This is a genomic window from Tardiphaga sp. 20_F10_N6_6 (assembly GCF_052076045.1).
In the GTDB taxonomy this organism is placed as follows: Bacteria; Pseudomonadota; Alphaproteobacteria; order Rhizobiales; family Xanthobacteraceae; genus Tardiphaga; species Tardiphaga robiniae.
The window spans coordinates 1,796,393-1,813,876 of sequence record NZ_CP197239.1 but is presented as its reverse complement, the minus strand read 5'-3'; the positions used below and the strand labels follow the sequence as shown (position 1 = coordinate 1,813,876).

The 17,484-nt window shown below is 58.1% G+C and carries 21 protein-coding genes and 1 other annotated feature; of the genes, 9 read left to right on the top strand and 12 right to left on the bottom strand.

Features of this window, described 5'->3' with window-relative positions; genetic code table 11:
* Window positions 1-60 precede the first annotated feature (60 nt).
* From AB7813_RS08875 to AB7813_RS08860, 4 genes are all read left to right on the top strand, one after another.
* Window positions 61-372, top strand: a complete 312-nt coding sequence (locus AB7813_RS08875) for an HGGxSTG domain-containing protein (RefSeq protein WP_441228968.1) — start codon at window positions 61-63, stop codon at window positions 370-372.
* Window positions 369-743, top strand: coding sequence for a hypothetical protein (locus AB7813_RS08870; protein WP_441228055.1), 375 nt, complete (start codon window positions 369-371; stop codon window positions 741-743). The genes AB7813_RS08875 and AB7813_RS08870 overlap by 4 nt, the downstream gene beginning before the upstream one ends.
* Window positions 740-3,409, top strand: a complete 2,670-nt coding sequence (locus AB7813_RS08865) for a beta strand repeat-containing protein (protein ID WP_441228054.1) — start codon at window positions 740-742, stop codon at window positions 3,407-3,409. Before AB7813_RS08870 ends, AB7813_RS08865 begins: the two co-directional genes overlap by 4 nt.
* Before the next feature lie 146 nt (window positions 3,410-3,555).
* Window positions 3,556-3,948: a hypothetical protein gene (locus AB7813_RS08860; RefSeq protein ID WP_441228053.1), complete on the top strand. Its 393-nt coding sequence runs from the start codon at window positions 3,556-3,558 to the stop codon at window positions 3,946-3,948.
* Window positions 3,949-4,082: 134 nt separating this feature from the next.
* Here the strand turns inward: AB7813_RS08860 and AB7813_RS08855 are convergent, their stop codons facing one another.
* Both AB7813_RS08855 and AB7813_RS08850 read right to left on the bottom strand, forming a co-directional pair.
* The gene (locus tag AB7813_RS08855; protein WP_441228052.1) at window positions 4,083-4,406 is read right to left on the bottom strand and encodes a hypothetical protein; all 324 of its coding nucleotides are present in this window, start codon (window positions 4,404-4,406) and stop codon (window positions 4,083-4,085) included.
* Window positions 4,407-5,386: 980 nt separating this feature from the next.
* The gene (locus AB7813_RS08850) at window positions 5,387-5,560 is read right to left on the bottom strand and encodes a hypothetical protein (RefSeq protein ID WP_441228051.1); all 174 of its coding nucleotides are present in this window, start codon (window positions 5,558-5,560) and stop codon (window positions 5,387-5,389) included.
* A gap of 297 nt (window positions 5,561-5,857) precedes the next feature.
* On the opposite strand from AB7813_RS08850, the gene AB7813_RS08845 reads away from it, so the two are divergent.
* The gene (locus AB7813_RS08845) at window positions 5,858-6,211 is read left to right on the top strand and encodes a hypothetical protein (protein WP_441228050.1); all 354 of its coding nucleotides are present in this window, start codon (window positions 5,858-5,860) and stop codon (window positions 6,209-6,211) included.
* A 303-nt stretch (window positions 6,212-6,514) separates the two neighbouring features.
* Here the strand turns inward: AB7813_RS08845 and AB7813_RS08840 are convergent, their stop codons facing one another.
* The 6 genes from AB7813_RS08840 to AB7813_RS08815 all read right to left on the bottom strand — a co-directional run bounded on the left by AB7813_RS08840 (window position 6,515) and on the right by AB7813_RS08815 (window position 10,185).
* Window positions 6,515-6,724: a hypothetical protein gene (locus AB7813_RS08840; protein ID WP_441228049.1), complete on the bottom strand. Its 210-nt coding sequence runs from the start codon at window positions 6,722-6,724 to the stop codon at window positions 6,515-6,517.
* Window positions 6,725-7,457: 733 nt separating this feature from the next.
* A complete protein-coding gene (locus AB7813_RS08835; RefSeq protein ID WP_441228048.1) occupies window positions 7,458-7,751 on the bottom strand; it encodes a hypothetical protein in 294 nt (97 codons plus the stop codon).
* A gap of 554 nt (window positions 7,752-8,305) precedes the next feature.
* The gene (locus AB7813_RS08830) at window positions 8,306-8,587 is read right to left on the bottom strand and encodes a hypothetical protein (RefSeq protein WP_441228047.1); all 282 of its coding nucleotides are present in this window, start codon (window positions 8,585-8,587) and stop codon (window positions 8,306-8,308) included.
* Complete coding sequence (locus AB7813_RS08825) at window positions 8,584-9,312, bottom strand: SOS response-associated peptidase (RefSeq protein ID WP_441228046.1); 729 nt, start codon at window positions 9,310-9,312, stop codon at window positions 8,584-8,586. The genes AB7813_RS08830 and AB7813_RS08825 overlap by 4 nt, the downstream gene beginning before the upstream one ends.
* A gap of 2 nt (window positions 9,313-9,314) precedes the next feature.
* On the bottom strand, window positions 9,315-9,764 hold the full coding sequence (locus AB7813_RS08820) for a hypothetical protein (protein ID WP_441228045.1): 450 nt from the start codon (window positions 9,762-9,764) through the stop codon (window positions 9,315-9,317).
* 43 nt (window positions 9,765-9,807) lie between these two features.
* Entirely contained in the window at window positions 9,808-10,185 is a 378-nt protein-coding gene (locus AB7813_RS08815) for a hypothetical protein (protein ID WP_441228044.1), read from the bottom strand.
* A 521-nt stretch (window positions 10,186-10,706) separates the two neighbouring features.
* Here AB7813_RS08815 and AB7813_RS08810 point away from each other — a divergent pair.
* The 3 genes from AB7813_RS08810 to AB7813_RS08800 all read left to right on the top strand — a co-directional run bounded on the left by AB7813_RS08810 (window position 10,707) and on the right by AB7813_RS08800 (window position 11,529).
* Complete coding sequence (locus AB7813_RS08810) at window positions 10,707-10,931, top strand: hypothetical protein (RefSeq protein ID WP_441228043.1); 225 nt, start codon at window positions 10,707-10,709, stop codon at window positions 10,929-10,931.
* A 67-nt stretch (window positions 10,932-10,998) separates the two neighbouring features.
* On the top strand, window positions 10,999-11,262 hold the full coding sequence (locus AB7813_RS08805) for a ribbon-helix-helix domain-containing protein (protein ID WP_441228042.1): 264 nt from the start codon (window positions 10,999-11,001) through the stop codon (window positions 11,260-11,262).
* A gap of 99 nt (window positions 11,263-11,361) precedes the next feature.
* The gene (locus tag AB7813_RS08800) at window positions 11,362-11,529 is read left to right on the top strand and encodes a hypothetical protein (RefSeq protein WP_441228041.1); all 168 of its coding nucleotides are present in this window, start codon (window positions 11,362-11,364) and stop codon (window positions 11,527-11,529) included.
* Between the two features lie 26 nt (window positions 11,530-11,555).
* Here AB7813_RS08800 and AB7813_RS08795 read toward each other — a convergent pair whose 3' ends face one another.
* Both AB7813_RS08795 and AB7813_RS08790 read right to left on the bottom strand, forming a co-directional pair.
* Window positions 11,556-11,819, bottom strand: coding sequence for a PepSY domain-containing protein (locus AB7813_RS08795; RefSeq protein ID WP_441228040.1), 264 nt, complete (start codon window positions 11,817-11,819; stop codon window positions 11,556-11,558).
* Between the two features lie 67 nt (window positions 11,820-11,886).
* A complete protein-coding gene (locus AB7813_RS08790) occupies window positions 11,887-12,066 on the bottom strand; it encodes a hypothetical protein (RefSeq protein WP_441228039.1) in 180 nt (59 codons plus the stop codon).
* 682 nt (window positions 12,067-12,748) lie between these two features.
* On the opposite strand from AB7813_RS08790, the gene AB7813_RS08785 reads away from it, so the two are divergent.
* Window positions 12,749-12,922, top strand: coding sequence for a hypothetical protein (locus AB7813_RS08785; RefSeq protein ID WP_158596809.1), 174 nt, complete (start codon window positions 12,749-12,751; stop codon window positions 12,920-12,922).
* A gap of 823 nt (window positions 12,923-13,745) precedes the next feature.
* Here the strand turns inward: AB7813_RS08785 and AB7813_RS08780 are convergent.
* Window positions 13,746-15,236, bottom strand: coding sequence for a SulP family inorganic anion transporter (locus tag AB7813_RS08780; protein ID WP_441228038.1), 1,491 nt, complete (start codon window positions 15,234-15,236; stop codon window positions 13,746-13,748).
* Window positions 15,237-15,304: 68 nt separating this feature from the next.
* Window positions 15,305-15,360 (bottom strand) — a sequence feature (sul1 is cis-regulatory element that is thought to sense ions involved in sulfur or methionine metabolism; They are found in Alphaproteobacteria).
* Window positions 15,361-16,838: 1,478 nt separating this feature from the next.
* Complete coding sequence (locus AB7813_RS08775; RefSeq protein ID WP_441228037.1) at window positions 16,839-17,348, bottom strand: lipocalin-like domain-containing protein; 510 nt, start codon at window positions 17,346-17,348, stop codon at window positions 16,839-16,841.
* Window positions 17,349-17,484: the final 136 nt, after the last annotated feature.

Here is a 17,484-nt window from a genome sequence, read left to right as displayed (position 1 = left end):
CCGGTGGGCAAGTCAATTTCTTACGCGTGCAAATCTGAGGAGAAAACCTTGATCAACCCCATGGACGGCACCTGCGGAGCCAAGAACAGGGGTGGATTGCCGTGCAGGCGTTCGCCGGCGGTTGGCAAGCGCCGATGTCGGCTTCACGGCGGGGCGCCGCGGAGTGGCGCACCATTGGGAGAGGCGAACGGCAACTATCGGCACGGTCGGTATGGCCGCGCGGCGAAGGAATTGAGACGGAAACTGCTGGCTGAGGGCATCGAGCGCCTCAGGCAGGCGGAAGCGCGAGCCCGCGCTCCTCGCGCACTGGTCCCAAATCTCGCGACCACGGATGCACTGGCGCGGATCACGAACGAAGGAACGAAAACATGAAACTGCTTATGACGATCGCCGCCATTGGCGTCACGCTTTGCACCCAAGCGGTGGCAGGCGAACGATGCACACCGGTAAACTACCAGTCGACTGTTGCAGGTATCCGAAATGTCTCGGGCTCCGGGCCGATTGACGTGCGTCCGGGAGACAAGCTCATTTTGGTCAACAGCGATCAAGTAGGCGTCGTGCGCCTTGGCGACCCGACCAAGCATGCAGACCTCACCTCCGTCGTCATCAAGGATTGCATGGGCCGCGCCTCTCGATCGCATATCATCGTGACGGGCCGAACCGACGTAGGTGACTACCATCTCGACGGGAATTTTTCGTCTGTCTCTTTCATGGCGCTTGGCAAGATGTGGGTCGCGCGATGAGCAAGTTTTCGCGCCTTCTCATCCCAGCGGCATCTGCGCTGGCGTTCGCCCTGGGCTGCTCGCCTGCTTTCGCGCAGACCAATCAGGGCTCGTCGGTGCTCACGCCATCCAAGGGCGGCACGAATTCGGCTTTTGTCGGCTTTGCTGGTCCTGCATCCACGATCAAGACTTTCACGCTACCGGATGCGAGCGACACCATTGCGACGCTGGCCGCCGTGCAGGCCTTTACGGGAGCAAAGACCTTCGCTTCGGCCAAGCTTATCTTGGCCGGCTCGTCGTCCGGCACTACGATTCTGAATGCCGCCGCAGCCGCATCCGGCACGCTAACGCTCCCGGCTGCGACCGACACGCTGGTCGCGCGTAACACGACGGACACGCTGACCAACAAGACCTTGACGAGCCCGACATTGACGACGCCATCGCTCGGTGTGGCCACCGCGACGTCGATCAATAAAGTTGCGATCACCGCGCCGGCCACCTCGGCGACGCTGACGATCCCTGACGGCGTCACCCTCACCGGACCGGCTGCGTCAGGCACGGCGATGACCCTGGGCAACACCGAGACCGTTACAGGTATCAAGACCTTCGGCTCGCCAGGCGCCGTCGGCCGTCTGAAGCTCGCCGGCACGACCAGCGGCACGACGACCCTCGATGCCAGCGCTGTGGCCGGCACCACGACGCTGACGCTGCCTGCAGCCTCAGACACCATCGTTGGCCGCGCCACGACGGATACGCTCACGAACAAAACACTGACGACGCCTGTCATCGCATCGATCGTGAATGCCGGAACGCTGACGCTACCGACTTCGACCGATACGCTTGTCGGTCGCGCGACGACGGACACCCTGACGAACAAGACCTACGACACGGCCGGGACGGGCAACAGCTTCAGCATCAACGGCCTGGCTGCAACGGCGAACACTGGGACGGGGGCTGTGGTGCGCGCCACGTCGCCGGCGCTCGTTACCCCGGCTCTGGGCGTAGCCTCGGCGACCAGCGTCAACAAGGTGGCAATCACCGCACCGGTGACGTCGGCAACACTGACAATTCCTGACGGGGTAACGCTGACCGGACCGGCTGCATCCGGCACCGCCATGACCCTCGGCAATGCCGAGACCGTTACCGGTGCCAAGTCGTTCAACGATGCGACGGTGGTCCTTAAGGGGGTGACGTCCGGCACCACCACGCTGAAGGCGGGCGCGACGGCCGGCACGACGACGCTGACGCTACCGGTCGCGACCGACACACTGCTCGGCAAGGCTACGACCGACACACTCACGAACAAGACTTTTGACACCGCTGGAACGGGCAACAGCCTGTCGATCAACGGCGTCGCGGCCACAGCGAACACTGGCACTGGCGCGCTGGCGCGTGCGGTCTCTCCGGTGTTCACGACCCCGACGTTGGGGGCGGCGACTGCGACCTCGATCAACGGCAACGTCTTCACGGCCGGGACCTACACGCTGACAGGTTCGGCCGGGAAGACACTGAACTTCAGCAACTCGTTGACCCTGTCGGGCACTGACGGCACAACGCTGACGTTCCAGGGTACGGACACCTATGTCGGTCGCAACACGACCGACACACTGACCAATAAGACGCTGACCGCGCCGGTTATCGGGAGCATCGTAAACACTGGAACTCTCACGCTCCCGACTTCGACCGATACCCTTGTTGGGCGGGCGACCACAGACACACTTACCAACAAGACGCTGAGCAACGCGATCGTGGGTACACAATCCCCGGGGGACAACTCGACGAAGGCCGCAAGTACGGGTTATGCCGATGCCATTGCGGCGTTGAAAGCTAACGCATCTCGCAACATCGCTACGGGGTGTGGTCTTGCGGGCGGGGGCGATCTCTCCGCCGATCGAACCCTTCGGGCGAGTCTGACCATTAACCCACAGACCGGCACCAGCTATACGGTGCAAGACAGCGATTGCGGGAAGCTCGTTACTCTCAACAATGCGTCAGCTGTAGGGGTCACGCTTCCGCAGGCGAACGGGTCCACCTTCGTCAGCGGCTGGAGTGTCGCCTTCCAGAATAGGGGGGCGGGAACGGTAACGATCACGCCGACGACATCGACGATCAATGGTGGCGCAAGTCTAGCTCTTTCGCAGAACCAGGGCGTGCACTGTCATTCAGATGGGACAAACTATAGCTGTGTCTTAGGTGTCGGAGCCGGCGGCGGGTCTGGTACAGTGACAAATGTTGCGACCGCGGGCCTTGCTACCGGCGGTCCGATCACCGCGACCGGCACGATATCGGTCCCAGCGTCAACCAATGCCCAGGCGCTGGCTGGCACGGACAACACCACGGCGATGACGCCGGTTCGTGTGGTCGATGCGATCAATACATTTGCGGTACCGGCCCATTCTCAAAGCTCCAATGGCTACGTGAAGCTTGCAGACGGCACCATTATGCAATGGGGCACCAACTCGGGGGCAGATACCGCGATCACGTTCCCAATCGCCTTTCCCACGGCTGCGCGCTCGGTGCAGATCACGTTCACGACGGCTGCGACCTCCACATACATACTGCAGAGTAACGCATCGAGCATCACAACGAGTGGATTTGTAGCTCGTAATCGGTATTACGCCATCGGCAATTCACCGATGGTCTTGGCCTCCGGTGATGCCTATACGTGGCTTGCGATCGGTTACTGATCCGGAAAGCGCCCGCGAAGCATTCAAGAACGCAAGTAGCGCGGCGACGCCGGGGGGTGGTTCAAAACTCTACAAGGTCGTCGCTTGGAGACCGGTGGGGTTCAAAAAAACGCAAAATGGCAAATAGAAATCGTGGAATGTGAATTATGACGGCGAGAGGCAGGAAACCGAAGAACTCGCATCTGCGATTGGTCGACGGTTCACACCGGCCGGATCGACATGGCAATGCCGGCGCGGTCCGCGAGGCCGTGGAGCAGTCTGCCAGCAGCTTTGGGCCATTGAGCCGCCCTCGCAGCTTCAAAGGCATCACGCGCGACGCGTGGCAACGCTATATCGTACCCGCGGTGTGGCTGGACGCCTCGCGTGAACCGGCGGCGATCGCCTTCTGTGAGCTATGGGGAGAGCTCCGCCGAGCGCCCGTGTCATTTCCGGCGTCGAGGCATTCACAACTACGCGCCTATATGGCGGACTTGGGCCTGACCGATGAGCGCAACAGACCGCTGCCGGACCATAGCGAAATAGACGAGCACTTTGATTGACTTTGGTGCGTTGTGTTGGCGCACCTTTCCATGACTATCGCTGCCGTGACGCTTAAATGGCTGCAAAAACATTTCGGCAGGAGGCGCAATACCTGCTGGCCTAGGTACATAAACCATCCTGCTATCAAACGGGCTTAGGACAGTGCGTGGCTTGTGACGGTTGCAATGCGATCGATCAGCCTGGCGTCGCACCAGTAAATGATGGCAGCGACGAAGACCCAGAAGCTGATGGGTTCAAGGAATCTCCGCCATGTTGCGAACAGCGAAACGACAAGGCAGACGATGCCGACGAGCAGCGCTTTTCCGAGCGCGCCGCTGAATATTCCAACCGCTATACCGCTCATGAGCGCAATAACCGGCGCTTTGCAGGCGGTCCGAATGTGAGGCTCCAGGACGCCGATCACCGTCTCGATCGTTGCGTCGTCGACGTCCAGAGCACTCGCTTTATGCCGATCCATTGAGTCGTCCCCTCGCATCGACGTCGAGAATTTAGTGAGTTGCGGAATCCTTGTCTACCCGCGAAAAGTGCGATCAGCGCCTATTTTTAGTTTCAATTTAAAGCGCTTTGGTCGTCACGGCCCTTTTTCCCATAGGAGATCCCTCAATGACGACATCCATCGCTGCCTTTGTGGCGGGCGTTCCCTCGGTCGTGGCTTACTCAAACAGTTCCATCATCGCGAGGACGTAGCCAACCGTCAGGCCAACAAGGGCGGAACCGATGAGCAATATCAGCACGGATTTCATTGCCTGACCTTGCCTGCCTGCAGACGTCATGCATCGCCTAGTAGGATAAGTATGAGCAATCCCAACCGGAAATAGTCGCGATCGTGGCCACCCTTTTGGGCGGGCAGTAGTCCACGACTTAAGATGGACCGAGAGTGTTAGGCGTTACGGCAATCGTCTTAAGCATGCCGCGACGCCGCGGCGCTGATGCCCGCCGCCAACCCGAATCCGATCAGTAGTTTTTCGAGAACGTACATCGGCCGTCTCTCCGACGCCCGAATCCTGCGCATGCGGAATCAGGGTCATCAAGAGTCGTATCGCGCACCCGCGCGAACCACCTTGCAATGACGGTCCCTGTCCTCGTAGCGAGGATTTTCACCCGGTGACGGACCGTCCGGTGCGGAGACAGTTCGAATATCGCGGGGAGAGTAAAGCCAGAGTTTCGTGCACTTTGGGCACTTAAGGCTGAACATCGCCGGTGTCGGATCGGGCACGTCAACCCGGATAACAAAAGAGCAGCCCACGCAATCCAGGGCCGTCTGACCATTCGCGGTCATATGGGCACACCTTCAAAACCTCCTCCTATCACAACAAAAGGCTGCCGTGGACGTTTTCGTTGGATTTTACTGGCCGAAGGGTGCGGCGCTGCCCGCTAAGGTTAGTCTGACGAACCTGCCGATTGTCACGACGTCCGGCAGGCCTGCCTCTCCGAAGCCTAAAAGTACCAAGACAGGTACACGAGACTGACGATGACAGCTGCGGCCACAAGAGCCGCAAGAATCAAATCGTTGATCTCCTCCCGATCATTTTCCGGCAGCCGCATCCATCCGACCTTCATCGGATAATCGCGGTAGCCTCTATGTGTTCCCCGCGCGACGGCATCGCGCAATCAATCATCACTGGAGAACTTAAAATGAAGTGGGATAAACAGGCCGAAGGGGCGAAGGCTCAAGGTAGCGACTGCTGGTCTCAGCGTGCTTTTTGCTGTGCGCATTTTTCATCGCCCCAGCCGAGGCCAAGACGACGGTTCCGAACGCGACCTGATGTCCTAGTGTGAAGTATGTCACAGAACGGTAGGAGGGGATCCTGTACGGGTATCCAGCCGAGATTTGCCATCTGCAATCGCCCCCGGTCGGACGATGTAGCTTAAAAGTGTGCTCACCTCGGCGAACTGGTGGGGGCGTGCATGGGTGTTGGGGATCCTGAATACTCAATTCGCCGACTAGCTGACGATCGGTTTGCGATCGAAGCCCGTTGGCCGACGGGTAAAACTAAATTAATGGCGGGATCTTTTGCTCGGCAAGCGGACGCAACGCGGTTTGCTAGTCGATTGCGCTCCAAGCCAGCAGCTTTGGCCAGCGACGAGATTGTGGAGGCCGCCTCTGACTCCGGATACACCGTCGACTTTTTGGCCTTCAAACATGGTCTCACGCTAGAGGAGGCGAGCCAACTACTTCGCGAGATCGGAAACTCTCGTAAAAAGCTGGATGCAGCAGTCACGGCATTAAAGCAAAACCGTGCTCGGGCTTTGAAGCCATAGACTCATGCCGCGCGGCGCCTAGGAACAGGTTCTCGCGATAGCCAACGCAATCGGCATGGGCGGTATCGCGCGCGTCACCGTCCAGTAGCCCAGGGCCCCGAGAGGGCGATCGGGATGCCCCGGTCTTGTTTACGGAGCGATTCTCAGCCGGCGAGAAACTAAGCGACTTGAGACAGAAATCCGGTTATCATTGACGTCGCCGGTTGCGGGCAGGGAGGAATACCGTTTCGACGTCGAAGCTCGTGTACATGCGGCGAAGAGCTAAGCTCCGTGAAGCATGGAGGCCCTGCGATGTGGATAACATTAACGGCTTGCTTCGCTTGTTTTCTTATCGGCGGATATGCTGGCCTCTGCCTTGGTTGCTTCGCCGGTACGGAAGTGGTTCGGGAAGAGGTGCGAGAGTTCTTGAATAGACGGTGGCCGATCGCAGAAGGCCAGTCGACAGTCATTCAGTACGACGACGGCGCCTTCCCCGCAAACTAAACGAAGGCCGGTCGTCAGGATCATCTCCATTTGAGCGCAGTCCGGCGCGTTCCTCGACTCTCCGAGCTTGTTCTTGGTATTTTATCGCCAGTGCATTTAGCCGATCGGACACAGATCGATACCCGACGAATCTCGCAAACTCTTTGCATCTTCGAGATATCGCTCTCAGTCGAGCAGCCGCTGCGATCGCTTCTCGTTGGCTCTTCGTCATGGACGTCTTCGGCCCAGCGCGACTAACCGATCCAGCATCTCGTGGTTATTTGCGCGGTTCGACACGCTCTTGCATCATTGCTGCCGAGGCCGAGGCCGAAATAATTGCAAGAGTGAGTACGCTAACAATGATGCTCTTCATAAAAAAACTCTTGGGTAAGCGAAAGTTGGAGTTTGTGTAGTTTAGTTCGGTGAACGCAGGCAATATCTGCCGAGAAAAAACCGCCGGCATTCTCGCGCGGCGGCTACCGGAACTACTCAAAATTGACTGGTACTAAAAAATCGTCCCTCCTCCGGTAGCACGAGCAAAACACATCGATCTCGATCTAATAAGGGCCGTTTGTGTTCCAACGCACGGAACAAGGTGGGCAGTTGCGCTTTCACAACACTTTCTCACGCAGTGAGAGTAATTCAATCGACGTAGGGTGCGCGGTACCTCATTTCATGAATCCGATTATGAAAGCGATGGTGATATAGGCTGCGCCAATAACAGCGGCCGTCACTGCAAGAGCGAGCAAAAATCTCCAAACTTGAAACGGCCCGACTTCATCCCTCACTGATCCCTCACCAGCTTGGGCCGGTTGCGCCACTTCGGATCTTTGTCGACGGAGTGGTAGACCGGCGTACCCTTTGGCCACAGCGCCTGCATCATACCGAGCCGGGCGAACTCGATCGGCCCGCCATGATCGGCGGCCTGGATCAAGACGTGCATGGCGTTTTGCCACGGCCCACTGTCGTGGATCTGCTTCGGTAATTTTGTGATGTAGGCGCCGGCATCCTGCAGGGTCGCCAGCTTACCGCCGGCGGGCAGAGCTATGGGCTCGGGAAATCGGGTCGACCAGGACACAACGCAACTCCGCAACTGAACAGCGGACTCAAACGTCCTGCGGCAGATTGGTTCCTATCGAGCGCCCATGCCTCTCTCGTCGGTCCCGATAGCGCCCTTGTCTCGTAGCTCAGCCCTTACCTTTCGGACGCCGGCCAGCGGAATACCCAGATCGAGCGCTTTCCTTCTTACCGATGTAAGGGGCCGGCCGAGCGCGGCCGCGGCTCGCAGGGCAGACGCTCCATTGTCGGCCAGCTCTTTCAGCTTGGCGACGTCATCTGTGTCCCATCGTTTCGCAAGCAGGCGCCTGACCACGGCTAATTCTCCGGCGGTCGCAGTTCGCGCTTCAACCAGCCCTTTGCTTGGACCACTGGATCTGGCTCAACAGCGGCATGGATGAAGCTGCACTTTGGGCACTCATAGGTGTGCGCAACGAAGTCATTTTCGGGGAGGGAGCATCTGATCCAATAAGTGGCGGCTCCGCAATTTGGACAGGGTAGGGTTCGGGTGAGTGGCATGGCCGGTACTCGTACTAGAGCCGTCGCGCGGCAGGGCACAGAGTATCGTTAAAACTCTCAAAGTATCGGTTGGGTTCCGGGGAGCTCGCCGTCCGGCGCCTCCGACTTCCACATAAAGAATCCGCCGCACTCGTGGATCCGGATGATGCCGTCGGCGACTAGCTTGTCGCGGCCCGCGGTGTATTCCTCGACGCTCGCCTTGTCCTTCCATATTAAGGTCGAATTCCATTCCCCGACCGGCATGCGGCCTTCGTCGATCCGGAGGGTCTTCGCGATCTCAAGCAGTCTGGCGGCGGCGTTATCGGGATCGGCGTAGGGGCGGCCTTTGACGAACTTCATGGAGGAGGGGCACCATCGTATTTGGACGGGCCTTGTGCCACGATTCTCAGAGCATCGTCAGGTAAAGACCGCTGGAGCGACTTCGCTTCGTCCCACGGCGCGCGCATCCAGACTTCTACCTCTTCCGGCTTGGTGAGAATAACGGGCATAGCCTTACTGTGGATCGGCTTCATGAAGTCGTTGGCGTCGCAGGTCAGGAAGCCGAACAGGTCGTTGGTTGTCTCGCCTTCCTTCACCAGGCGGACCGATGTCCAAGCCGGCAGCCAAAGGCCGGCGAAGCATGTCAGCGGTCGACTTTCGTCCAGCGCAATCCAGACGTTTCCGCCATAATTGGCGTTATGCTCGCTGAACGATGTGAATGGCACGATGCATCGATGCTGGACGCCGGTCCAGCGCAACCAATGCTTGCTCTGCAACGTGCGGATGTTGGTCACTCCAGCGTCGGGCTCCATGCGCAGCAGTTCCTTGAAGTCGAATGGCTTGCCTTTGGCTTCAAGCTTCGCCGCGCGCGCCTTTGCGTCCTTAAGCTGGACGAAATCGGGTGACGGCATGCCCCATCGCACCATCGCTAGTTCGCGCTCGCCGTCAGTGTTGCGCACGATCGGCGCCATCCGGTTCGGGAAAATGCCGGGCATTGGCGGGAGATTGCCAGCGATGTCCTTCGTCACGCGAAAAAGTTGCCGGATCGCATCCTGGGTCTTCGTCATCGAATAGAGATTGCACATTATCAAGTGTCCGTTCGCAATTGCCGCGGTCGCTCGCCTAACTGTAGCAACGTTGCAGACGGCCGCTTCCCTGCCTTTCTACATTTCTCGCATCTTAGCTTGCTGGCGAGATCGTGCACGAAGGTGGTTGGCGGACAGCGTAGCGTAGCGAGGTCGATGTTGTTTGGCGTCTTGCACCGGGAGCATTCAATCTCCAGCCACGGGAAGCCGCCGTTGACGGCCTGATCGACTGCAGGAGAAGGATCAATCGGTTCGCCATCCGCCCACATCCGTTCGTTCCAGCTTTCGCAGAGAAGCCGATCGGCCTGCCTGATCAAGGCGTCACCTTTGGACCTCATCTCGTCGGACTGGGTGGCAAGGATGGCAGTCATCCCGCGCGCTTTCCGGAGCTCTTTGCTCAGAGCTTTGCGGTCGCCGCCGGAGAGGGGCGTGGGATGATATTTCGGAGCCATATGGGCATCCAGGCGCGACGGTCAAAAAGGAAAATCAAAAATGTTATGTCGTCTCAAATGACGGCCAGCAGCCGTCTTCCTCAAGGCGTCCTGAGCGTTCTTGGCAGCCGTTGTCGAGCAGCTTCATGCCGACATCTTTCCAGACTGCATGGACTCCGTAGAGGCGCACGGCATCTACTGTCTGGATCTCCACGATCCGGTCGCAGCGCCGGCAGGTCACGCGCAAGACGTGCCGGGGAATTTCCGAGAGGCGACGTTGCTGGATGGGAACGCCGGTGCAGATCTGACCGCGCGGATCCCGGACGATGGAATCCCAATACGCCTCCGGCAGATCGTCCGCAGGCCCGGGCACCGGAATAGGCGGCTCGGGTACGCGGCTCGGCTTGGAAGCCAGCTTTTCCATCTGTTTGGGCGTCGGCATGCGCCAGCTTGCGGGTCTGTCACTCATGCCCTCAATTAGAACATAAGAAGAACGGAAGTCGAGTCCGCTGAGGTTGAACTTCCGGCCTAGGAAACCGTCGCTGGCGCGGAGGTTACTAGTTTTAGTAGATCCAAATCGCGTTATGCAACCTTCGGGCGTTTAGGCGGTTGTTGTAAGCCGACATCGGAGCGGCCAACAATGAACGCCTCAAATCCAATCGACATAAATCGAAAGATTAGGCTCAGTGGCGTTGCCACCGATCTAAGGCGATCCTCTACCAGTAGGCATGGAAACATCGAGGGATGGAAAATATCTCATCTGCTACGTGACGCTCAGACGACTGCACAAGCCGATGAAGCTGAGCAGCGGTTAGAGATTTGGCGAGCGAAGCCGATCGCCGGATGATGGGTAGTGTCTCAGTTTGAATCCTGAACTTTTGCTTAGGCCTTGAAAGGTAACGACCTGCTTCCGACGCTGAAACAGCAGTGGCCTAATTTGGATATCGCGGCCACAATATCCCCATGCCCTTCTCTGCAATCCTCGCGAGGATCAAGAAGCTCATTCTTGTAGATGAGTCTGAGCACTACGACGCCATCGAACTAGGCTTTCGCGACGGCTCTTTGAGACAGCCTGTTACCCCGATGTCGGATGCTGAGCTGGCCAAGGCCATAGCCGAGTTCACGAAGACGCAACCATCGGCCGGAAGCATGAAAACCTTGGGTGGGCGCTTCAATCCCAAAAAATAGTGTTGGCCTGCTTCCATGCGACTTTAGCGCGCATCGCGACTTAGATTTCCGCGACTAGTATCGAGCGATGCGACACACATCGCCGCTGCCTTCGCTTGTTCAAAAGCATTCGGTTCTCATCGGTGGTGTGCGCACCAGCATCAGCCTTGAAGCCAGCTTCTGGCACGCCCTAAAGCATTTGGCGGCGGAGCGCTCTATGAGCTTGGGCGAGTTGGTCTCCGAAATTGGCACTGCGGCGGGCCGCGGAAATCTATCTTCGGCGATACGCGTGTACCTGCTCGACTACTATCAGCAAAAGGCTGAGCGGGTAGCGAGGGAGCGGGGGCCATAGCCAACTTTGGCGACGGTATGAAGCTCGACGCCTTCCAGGGGACGTGCATAAGCCGCTTTGCGGTGGAGTAACCTCCCGCATTGCGGTATAAACGGCGGCATGAAGCCAACGAAGTCACTGAGGAAGCAGGCTGACAAAGCAGAAGCTGAAGCTCAGCACTCGGAAGATGCCGAGCATGCCGAGCGAATGCGGAATCTGGCTGAAGCATTCCGCGCGCAAGCCGAGGTGCTCAAAGCTGAGAAGAAAAAGGCGAAGGTGAAGAAGTAGCCCTCTTTGACCGCTGGCCGAGAAGCCTAGTCATCAAGCTTCTCAGAGACAATCACACCCGTCTTCGGATCTGCGTGAAAGTCCGTCTTTTTACCATTCTTGATGCCTTCACCTTCCCATCGGCCATCATCAGCCTCGAGCTTGGTAACCTGAGAGTAGCCGGACTGCAGGACTTTCGCCTTTACTTGCTCAATTGGCATCCAGTCCGGTCCAGGCTGATCAGCGCGCGCCATACTAACTACGGCCAATAGCAAGGATCCACAGAGAGCAACTGCAGCTAGCCTGTTCATCGCAACCTCCCTAGTTTGTGTGATCCCAATCGTGATGCCGGCAGATCGTTCCTGCGGTACAAAGGCTTCATTGGATCTTACGATATCCCGCTTCGGTCAGCTTGACTTGGTCGTCCACGACTTCGACGAGCCCCATCTCCAGGAGCTCGCTCAACTGGTCTTCCGTGATGGGGGACAGCTTCAGCCGGCCGCCATTAATATCGCGGAGCGTCCACAGAAGCTCGATATCGTCTTTCCAGTATTCCATCTAGTTGGGCCGTCGCCGGCAGAAGTGTAATGAAATTAAAAGCCCGCCGGATCGTCCGCGCGGGCTTTCACTGTCTAATGCCGAAAAGCAACGTAGAGACCGATCATGGTGATGGCCGATACCAAGATGAAGCAAAAAAGCCCCCAAGCAATAATCGTAGCTTCATCTGGAGTATTGCGATTCGTCTTCTGTAGAACGCTCAAAAGTCTCTCCCTGTAATCTATCGTCAGCGCCCGCATCTTGAGGCGAGCTTGTGCAAAGCGTAGCGACGGCAGGTCGCAGGGTCTAGACTGAATTGATGGTGCGCTGCAGCGTCCTGTCCCGAGGACGATGAAGGCCTGGTTTATCTACGGCACCGCGTTCGCTAGAGCATAACGGTTTGCGGGTCGAATCGGGCCGTGGGCCTCCGCTGGCCTTGGAATCTGAAGAGCGCTGGTTCGAATCTTCGCTGATACCTCCGCTTTGTCGCGATAGACGTTCACCATCGTGAGGTCGGGACGTCCGGCTTCCTTGCCGACATACTGCCGCACGCCGGTTCGAGCCGTATGCGCGACGCGCACTCCGGCGAGCGTGACGGCATGCACCAATGCGCGTGTCCAACGCGGCCTCATGGATCCTGGACGTATTCCTGATTCGCAAATGCAACGCTAAAGTCTGCGTATCAACAGATTCGGAGACTGGAATGCAGACGACCACGGTTCGCGTCACCACACCAATGCCATCGGGCAAGGAGCCACTGGTTTGGCACTTCGATCTGATGACAGCAAACCCCGCAGAGGCCATCCGTTGGACAAAGGCCACGCCTCAGGTCCTTCCTCACGCGATCGTCGAAGTTGTCGAGCGCGCTCCTAACTGATCGTTATTCGTCCGCGCGTGAGCCACCGCGATGCTAGCTGGTTCGGCTCGAATGGACCAAGCTAGCTACAAGAATTGCCCAAGCCGCAATCCAACATAAGAGTGAGACGTTGTAGGCGCCGATGGCGGCCATCATAAGAGAGAATAATGCAGCCGGTATTGTAGCGAAGCGAAAGTCTCGCTGTCCCTTCAATAGCGCGATGATCGCTGGCGAAAGCCATAGGGCGCACAGTGCTAGGCCGGCCGGAAGATCACCGACCAAAGGCAGGCCACCAAATTTGCTGATATAAGAATCGAACATGGCCTGACGTTCCTATTTCATCTGCGCGGAGGTGACCCACGCGATCTCGCATGCTATATTACCACTCGGGAAACCTGACCGGGGCTGGTAAGATGGCATGCAATGCATAACGACATGGTCGAGATCTCGCTGGGTGGTTGAGCCCGAACCTAGTGAACCAGGCGGCGCCCGCCCGGAAAGCACTTGTAGTCGGGCCCACGCTCTTGTTTGCAGGAGGTGTGCACATCGGCCACGAAAAAGGCGGCCATCAGAACCACGAGAATTAAACATGCTATGGCTATTCGCGGGTTCGTCATTGCCACTCGCAGATTCCAAGTAAGCCACTGAGTTCGAAAGAGGCCATATCCCATTTACCCGATGGCGGGGAGGGCGTCACGGGGCAGACCACAACGATCATTTGTTCAATGCATCGGCCGGTCCAGCGAAATTTCCGCAATCATGTTGCCGCCGTCATCGAGAACCTGCAGGCTCGCATTAGCATTGGGTTAGAGCCGTGAGCGTCTAGAGGATCGAGAAAGTGCACTCATCCAGATGATGCAGTGGTGTCTCGCACCAGCGGCGCGTGGCGATCCACTAGTACGGCGCTCGCCTGGTTGAGGCCGATTATCTCGACCGCTATACCGTGCCGCCGCATCTTGCCGACGACTTCATCGAGCGCGGCGACGGAGGTGATGTCCCAAAGGTGAGCCGCGGTCAGGTCGATGCGGACGGTGCGGACAGTGTCGCGCAGGTCGAAGTGATCGGCAAAGATGTCGGCGCTGGCGAAGAAGATCTGGCCGGATACAGTGTAGATCCGGGTGTCCGTCGCAGCGTCATGGCTGATCTGCACCTCCATCAACCGGGTTACCTTGAAGGCGAAGAACACGCCGCTGAGCAGCACACCGACCCCCACGCCTATGGCCAGATCGTGGGTAGCGACAGTCACAGCTACGGTGGCCAGCATGACGATGCCCGAGACCTTTGGATGGCGGGCAAGGTCACGGATCGAGCCCCAGGAGAAGGTGCTGATCGACACCATGATCATGATCGCCACGAGTGCGGCGACGGGTACCTGCGCCACCCACGGCCGCAGTGGCACCATGACGATCAGCAGGAAGACACCGGCCACCAGCGTCGACAGCCGGCCGCGGCCGCCATAGCGCACATTGCCGACGGTCTGGCCGATCATGCCGCAGCCGGCGATTCCGCCGAACAGGCCGGCAGCTATGTTGGCAAGGCCAAGCCCTGTGCATTCGCGGGCCTTGGAACTGGTGGTCTCCGTCAAGTCGTCGACGACGCTGGCGGTCATCATAGACTCCAGCAGCCCCACCGCGGCCATTGCCAGTGCATAGGGCGCGATGATGCTGAGCGTTGCCCATGTCAGCGGTACGCCCGGAAAGCTGAAGGTGGGCAGCGCATTCGGCAGGCGGCCGAGATCGGCGACGCTGTGGATCGGCATCGGGAAGGTGACGGCAACCACCGTCAGCACGACGATGCAGATCAGTGGCGAGGGAATGGCAGTGGTCAGGCGTGGCACCAGATAGATGATGGCGAGGCCGAGCCCGATCATCGCATAGGTGTGCCAGGTGGCGCCGAGCATCTGCGGCACCTGCGCCGAAAAAATCAGGATTGCCAGCGCATTGACGAAGCCGGTGCGCACCGAGCGCGACACGAAGCGCATTAACACGTCGAGCTTGAGCAGGCCGAACACGATCTGAAGCAGCCCGGCGAGCAGCGTGGCCGCCAGCAAGTATTTTAAGCCATGGCTGCCCACCAACGCCGCGGCGACAAGCGCCACTGATCCTGCGGCACCGGAGATCATCGCCGGGCGCCCCCCGGCGAAGGCGATGACGATGCCAATAACGAAAGACGCAAACAGTCCGACCTCCGGATCGACGCCGGCGACGAAGGAGAATGCGATGACTTCGGGGATCAAAGCAAAGGTGCCGACCATGCCGGCGAGAACGTCGCGGCGAATGCTAATGGCGCCGCCAACCCACTCGGAGTGGTAGCGGGGAAAGGACGAGGATTTCATGGATAGTTTCCGCAGTGGCGCCAAACAGTGCACCGCGGGATGCGATGGACGACTGTCGGGCCGGCGTGCGTGGTCCGGCGGATCGGCGGCCGGAAGAGCCACCCGGGGTCTCACCGGGTCCAGAGCGATGACAAATTACTAGCGTCATACAATAATTAAGGCAAGCGAGAGAAGATCGCGATCATACGGCGCGGCCTACAACGCAGTAGAGTCCGACCAGGACCTCCAAGGCTCTATTTGTTCATCGAAGCAACGGGCACATCCAGCGTGTAAGTGAAGCCTGACGGTGGGTATAGTCGCGACTATTCGTCTCTCTCTGCGCGCTGACAATGACTTTGCTGATGGCGGAAGCATCGCCTGGCTTCGAATGGCGCACTTCACAGCTCAGGATTTTTGGCGCTTCCGATTTCAGTTTTGACCCATCGCCCGCAGTGGCGGCAGACCGCCGAATATAAGATATGCCTGGTCCTTATTGTCAGTGCGATAGCTACTTTGCAGATACCACGGCGGCATCTATTCTGACGGTAGCGTCACGAGAGGGCCGGCCGTCGAATGGATCAAGTCGTAGGGACCCTAATCCACATCGTTCTGGACATCATCATCCTATCTACGGGACGAAACGTGCTCAAACTCGTCGGGCTGCGAAGTCGATCTGAACGGACCGAGACGATTGTCGGGAGTGCGTTCTGGGCAGTAATAGCAGTCGCAGCCTTCGTCGGAATCAGATCGCTGGCATGATCCCTCCTTTTCCATCAGCGCGAATGCCGTCCGAAACCATTGGCCAATCAAGCTTCGACTCGTCGCCCTTTTTGGTACCGGTAGGTCAGTGCACGAATGCGCATTCAAATTCGATATTAAATGTGTCTGGTTACCACGCGTCTTTCCCAGGGCACCGTTCGGATCAGTTGAATCAAGAATGAAGGAACTGAAGTTCGCACCGTAGGTTTGCAGACGGCTTTGTCGGTAGTCGTCCATTTCTATGGAGTTGATTATGTCGAGAGTCGCATTGTTGGCTTGCGCCATTATTTTAATTGCTTCCTCAGCTGAAGCCCGAAAGGGAAATCAACATAGAGCCCGAGCATGGTGCGGAACGTATCTCAGCAAGTATCTTGGTCAATCTGATCGACGTCTTGCGCTAGCTCGAGAGTGGGCTCGAACGGGTATGAATGCCGGAGGCCCAGGCATCGGGGTGGTCGTCGTATGGCCGCATCACGTTGGCATCATTACGGGGCGGGCATCGAACGGCGAATGGATAGTACACAGTGGCAATGATGGCGGCGCGGTAAGGACCCGTCCGAGATCTGTTGCGCGCGCTATAGCCTTCCGTCGCGTTTGAGGCTCCGGCCATTGCACTCTTTGTTGACATCCCGATGCAACTTGGTGGCCGCGAGGCTTGCATGTTCTGCTCAATCGTAGAGAGAAGTTGGCTCGGCATCCCAAAGGCGCCGTCGGTTATGACGTCGCCTCTGAGGACAATTGGTTCGCAAGCGTAGCAGTATCGGCCCGACTTCATCGGGCGATGCGTATCAACCTTTGAAGATCCTGTCCGACGCGTAGAGGTGAACAGAACGATGTGCCCATGGCGAAGGACCAACCAAAAGATTACTCGGTTGCGCTTGTCGCGCGTTTCAGAGTCACCACAGCAGTGCCCCCACCGGTTGCCGGTGTCGGATTCTTATACGTGAGCTCATCGTTGCTGATCGCGATTAGACGCTTCTTATTCGTGTTGTCCCACGCGGGAAAGCTACCGCCGATAATGTGCAAGGATAGCGAATTGTCAGTTTCATTCACTTTATAGTCGCCAAACATCACGATCATTCCCTCCAGAGCGGCTTTGCCTTCGCCGGCAGTCGGAAAGTCGCGGTTGCCATATTTTGGTCGCCGCGCACGGATGAGATTGATTGAGAAGTGACCTGTTGCATCGAACATGAAATATCCTTTCGGATCCGAACCAAATACTTTGGTTGTCTTCCCAGTTCTTTCATTCTCGTTGACAAATGAAATGACGCTCCAAGTGCCTACCAGCTGCTGTTTGAGCGGCTCTGCTGCTCGCGCGGACAACGTGCCGCATGTAAGAGCTGCGACTAGCGGAATTATGAATAGTGCTTTCATGGGTGCTCCCTCCGATTTTCAGGCACGTTCCATTGTAGACGGGTTCTGGCCTGGCCTACCAGCTTGGTCAGAGCCTCTAAATCATTGTACCGAGAACTCAGCGGTCACTGGGGCAACTCATCCCACAACACGGCAC

Bases quoted from the DNA above. Each gene is read 5' to 3' on its own strand.
- AB7813_RS08875 (WP_441228968.1), top strand. From the start codon at position 61: ATGGACGGCACCTGCGGAGCCAAGAACAGGGGTGGATTGCCGTGCAGG.
- AB7813_RS08870 (WP_441228055.1), top strand. From the start codon at position 369: ATGAAACTGCTTATGACGATCGCCGCCATTGGCGTCACGCTTTGCACC.
- AB7813_RS08865 (WP_441228054.1), top strand. From the start codon at position 740: ATGAGCAAGTTTTCGCGCCTTCTCATCCCAGCGGCATCTGCGCTGGCG.
- AB7813_RS08860 (WP_441228053.1), top strand. From the start codon at position 3,556: ATGACGGCGAGAGGCAGGAAACCGAAGAACTCGCATCTGCGATTGGTC.
- AB7813_RS08855 (WP_441228052.1), bottom strand. From the start codon at position 4,406: ATGGATCGGCATAAAGCGAGTGCTCTGGACGTCGACGACGCAACGATC.
- AB7813_RS08845 (WP_441228050.1), top strand. From the start codon at position 5,858: ATGGGTGTTGGGGATCCTGAATACTCAATTCGCCGACTAGCTGACGAT.
- AB7813_RS08840 (WP_441228049.1), bottom strand. From the start codon at position 6,724: ATGGAGATGATCCTGACGACCGGCCTTCGTTTAGTTTGCGGGGAAGGC.
- AB7813_RS08830 (WP_441228047.1), bottom strand. From the start codon at position 8,587: ATGAAGTTCGTCAAAGGCCGCCCCTACGCCGATCCCGATAACGCCGCC.
- AB7813_RS08825 (WP_441228046.1), bottom strand. From the start codon at position 9,312: ATGTGCAATCTCTATTCGATGACGAAGACCCAGGATGCGATCCGGCAA.
- AB7813_RS08820 (WP_441228045.1), bottom strand. From the start codon at position 9,764: ATGGCTCCGAAATATCATCCCACGCCCCTCTCCGGCGGCGACCGCAAA.
- AB7813_RS08815 (WP_441228044.1), bottom strand. From the start codon at position 10,185: ATGCCGACGCCCAAACAGATGGAAAAGCTGGCTTCCAAGCCGAGCCGC.
- AB7813_RS08810 (WP_441228043.1), top strand. From the start codon at position 10,707: ATGCCCTTCTCTGCAATCCTCGCGAGGATCAAGAAGCTCATTCTTGTA.
- AB7813_RS08805 (WP_441228042.1), top strand. From the start codon at position 10,999: ATGCGACACACATCGCCGCTGCCTTCGCTTGTTCAAAAGCATTCGGTT.
- AB7813_RS08800 (WP_441228041.1), top strand. From the start codon at position 11,362: ATGAAGCCAACGAAGTCACTGAGGAAGCAGGCTGACAAAGCAGAAGCT.
- AB7813_RS08795 (WP_441228040.1), bottom strand. From the start codon at position 11,819: ATGAACAGGCTAGCTGCAGTTGCTCTCTGTGGATCCTTGCTATTGGCC.
- AB7813_RS08790 (WP_441228039.1), bottom strand. From the start codon at position 12,066: ATGGAATACTGGAAAGACGATATCGAGCTTCTGTGGACGCTCCGCGAT.
- AB7813_RS08785 (WP_158596809.1), top strand. From the start codon at position 12,749: ATGCAGACGACCACGGTTCGCGTCACCACACCAATGCCATCGGGCAAG.
- AB7813_RS08780 (WP_441228038.1), bottom strand. From the start codon at position 15,236: ATGAAATCCTCGTCCTTTCCCCGCTACCACTCCGAGTGGGTTGGCGGC.
- AB7813_RS08775 (WP_441228037.1), bottom strand. From the start codon at position 17,348: ATGAAAGCACTATTCATAATTCCGCTAGTCGCAGCTCTTACATGCGGC.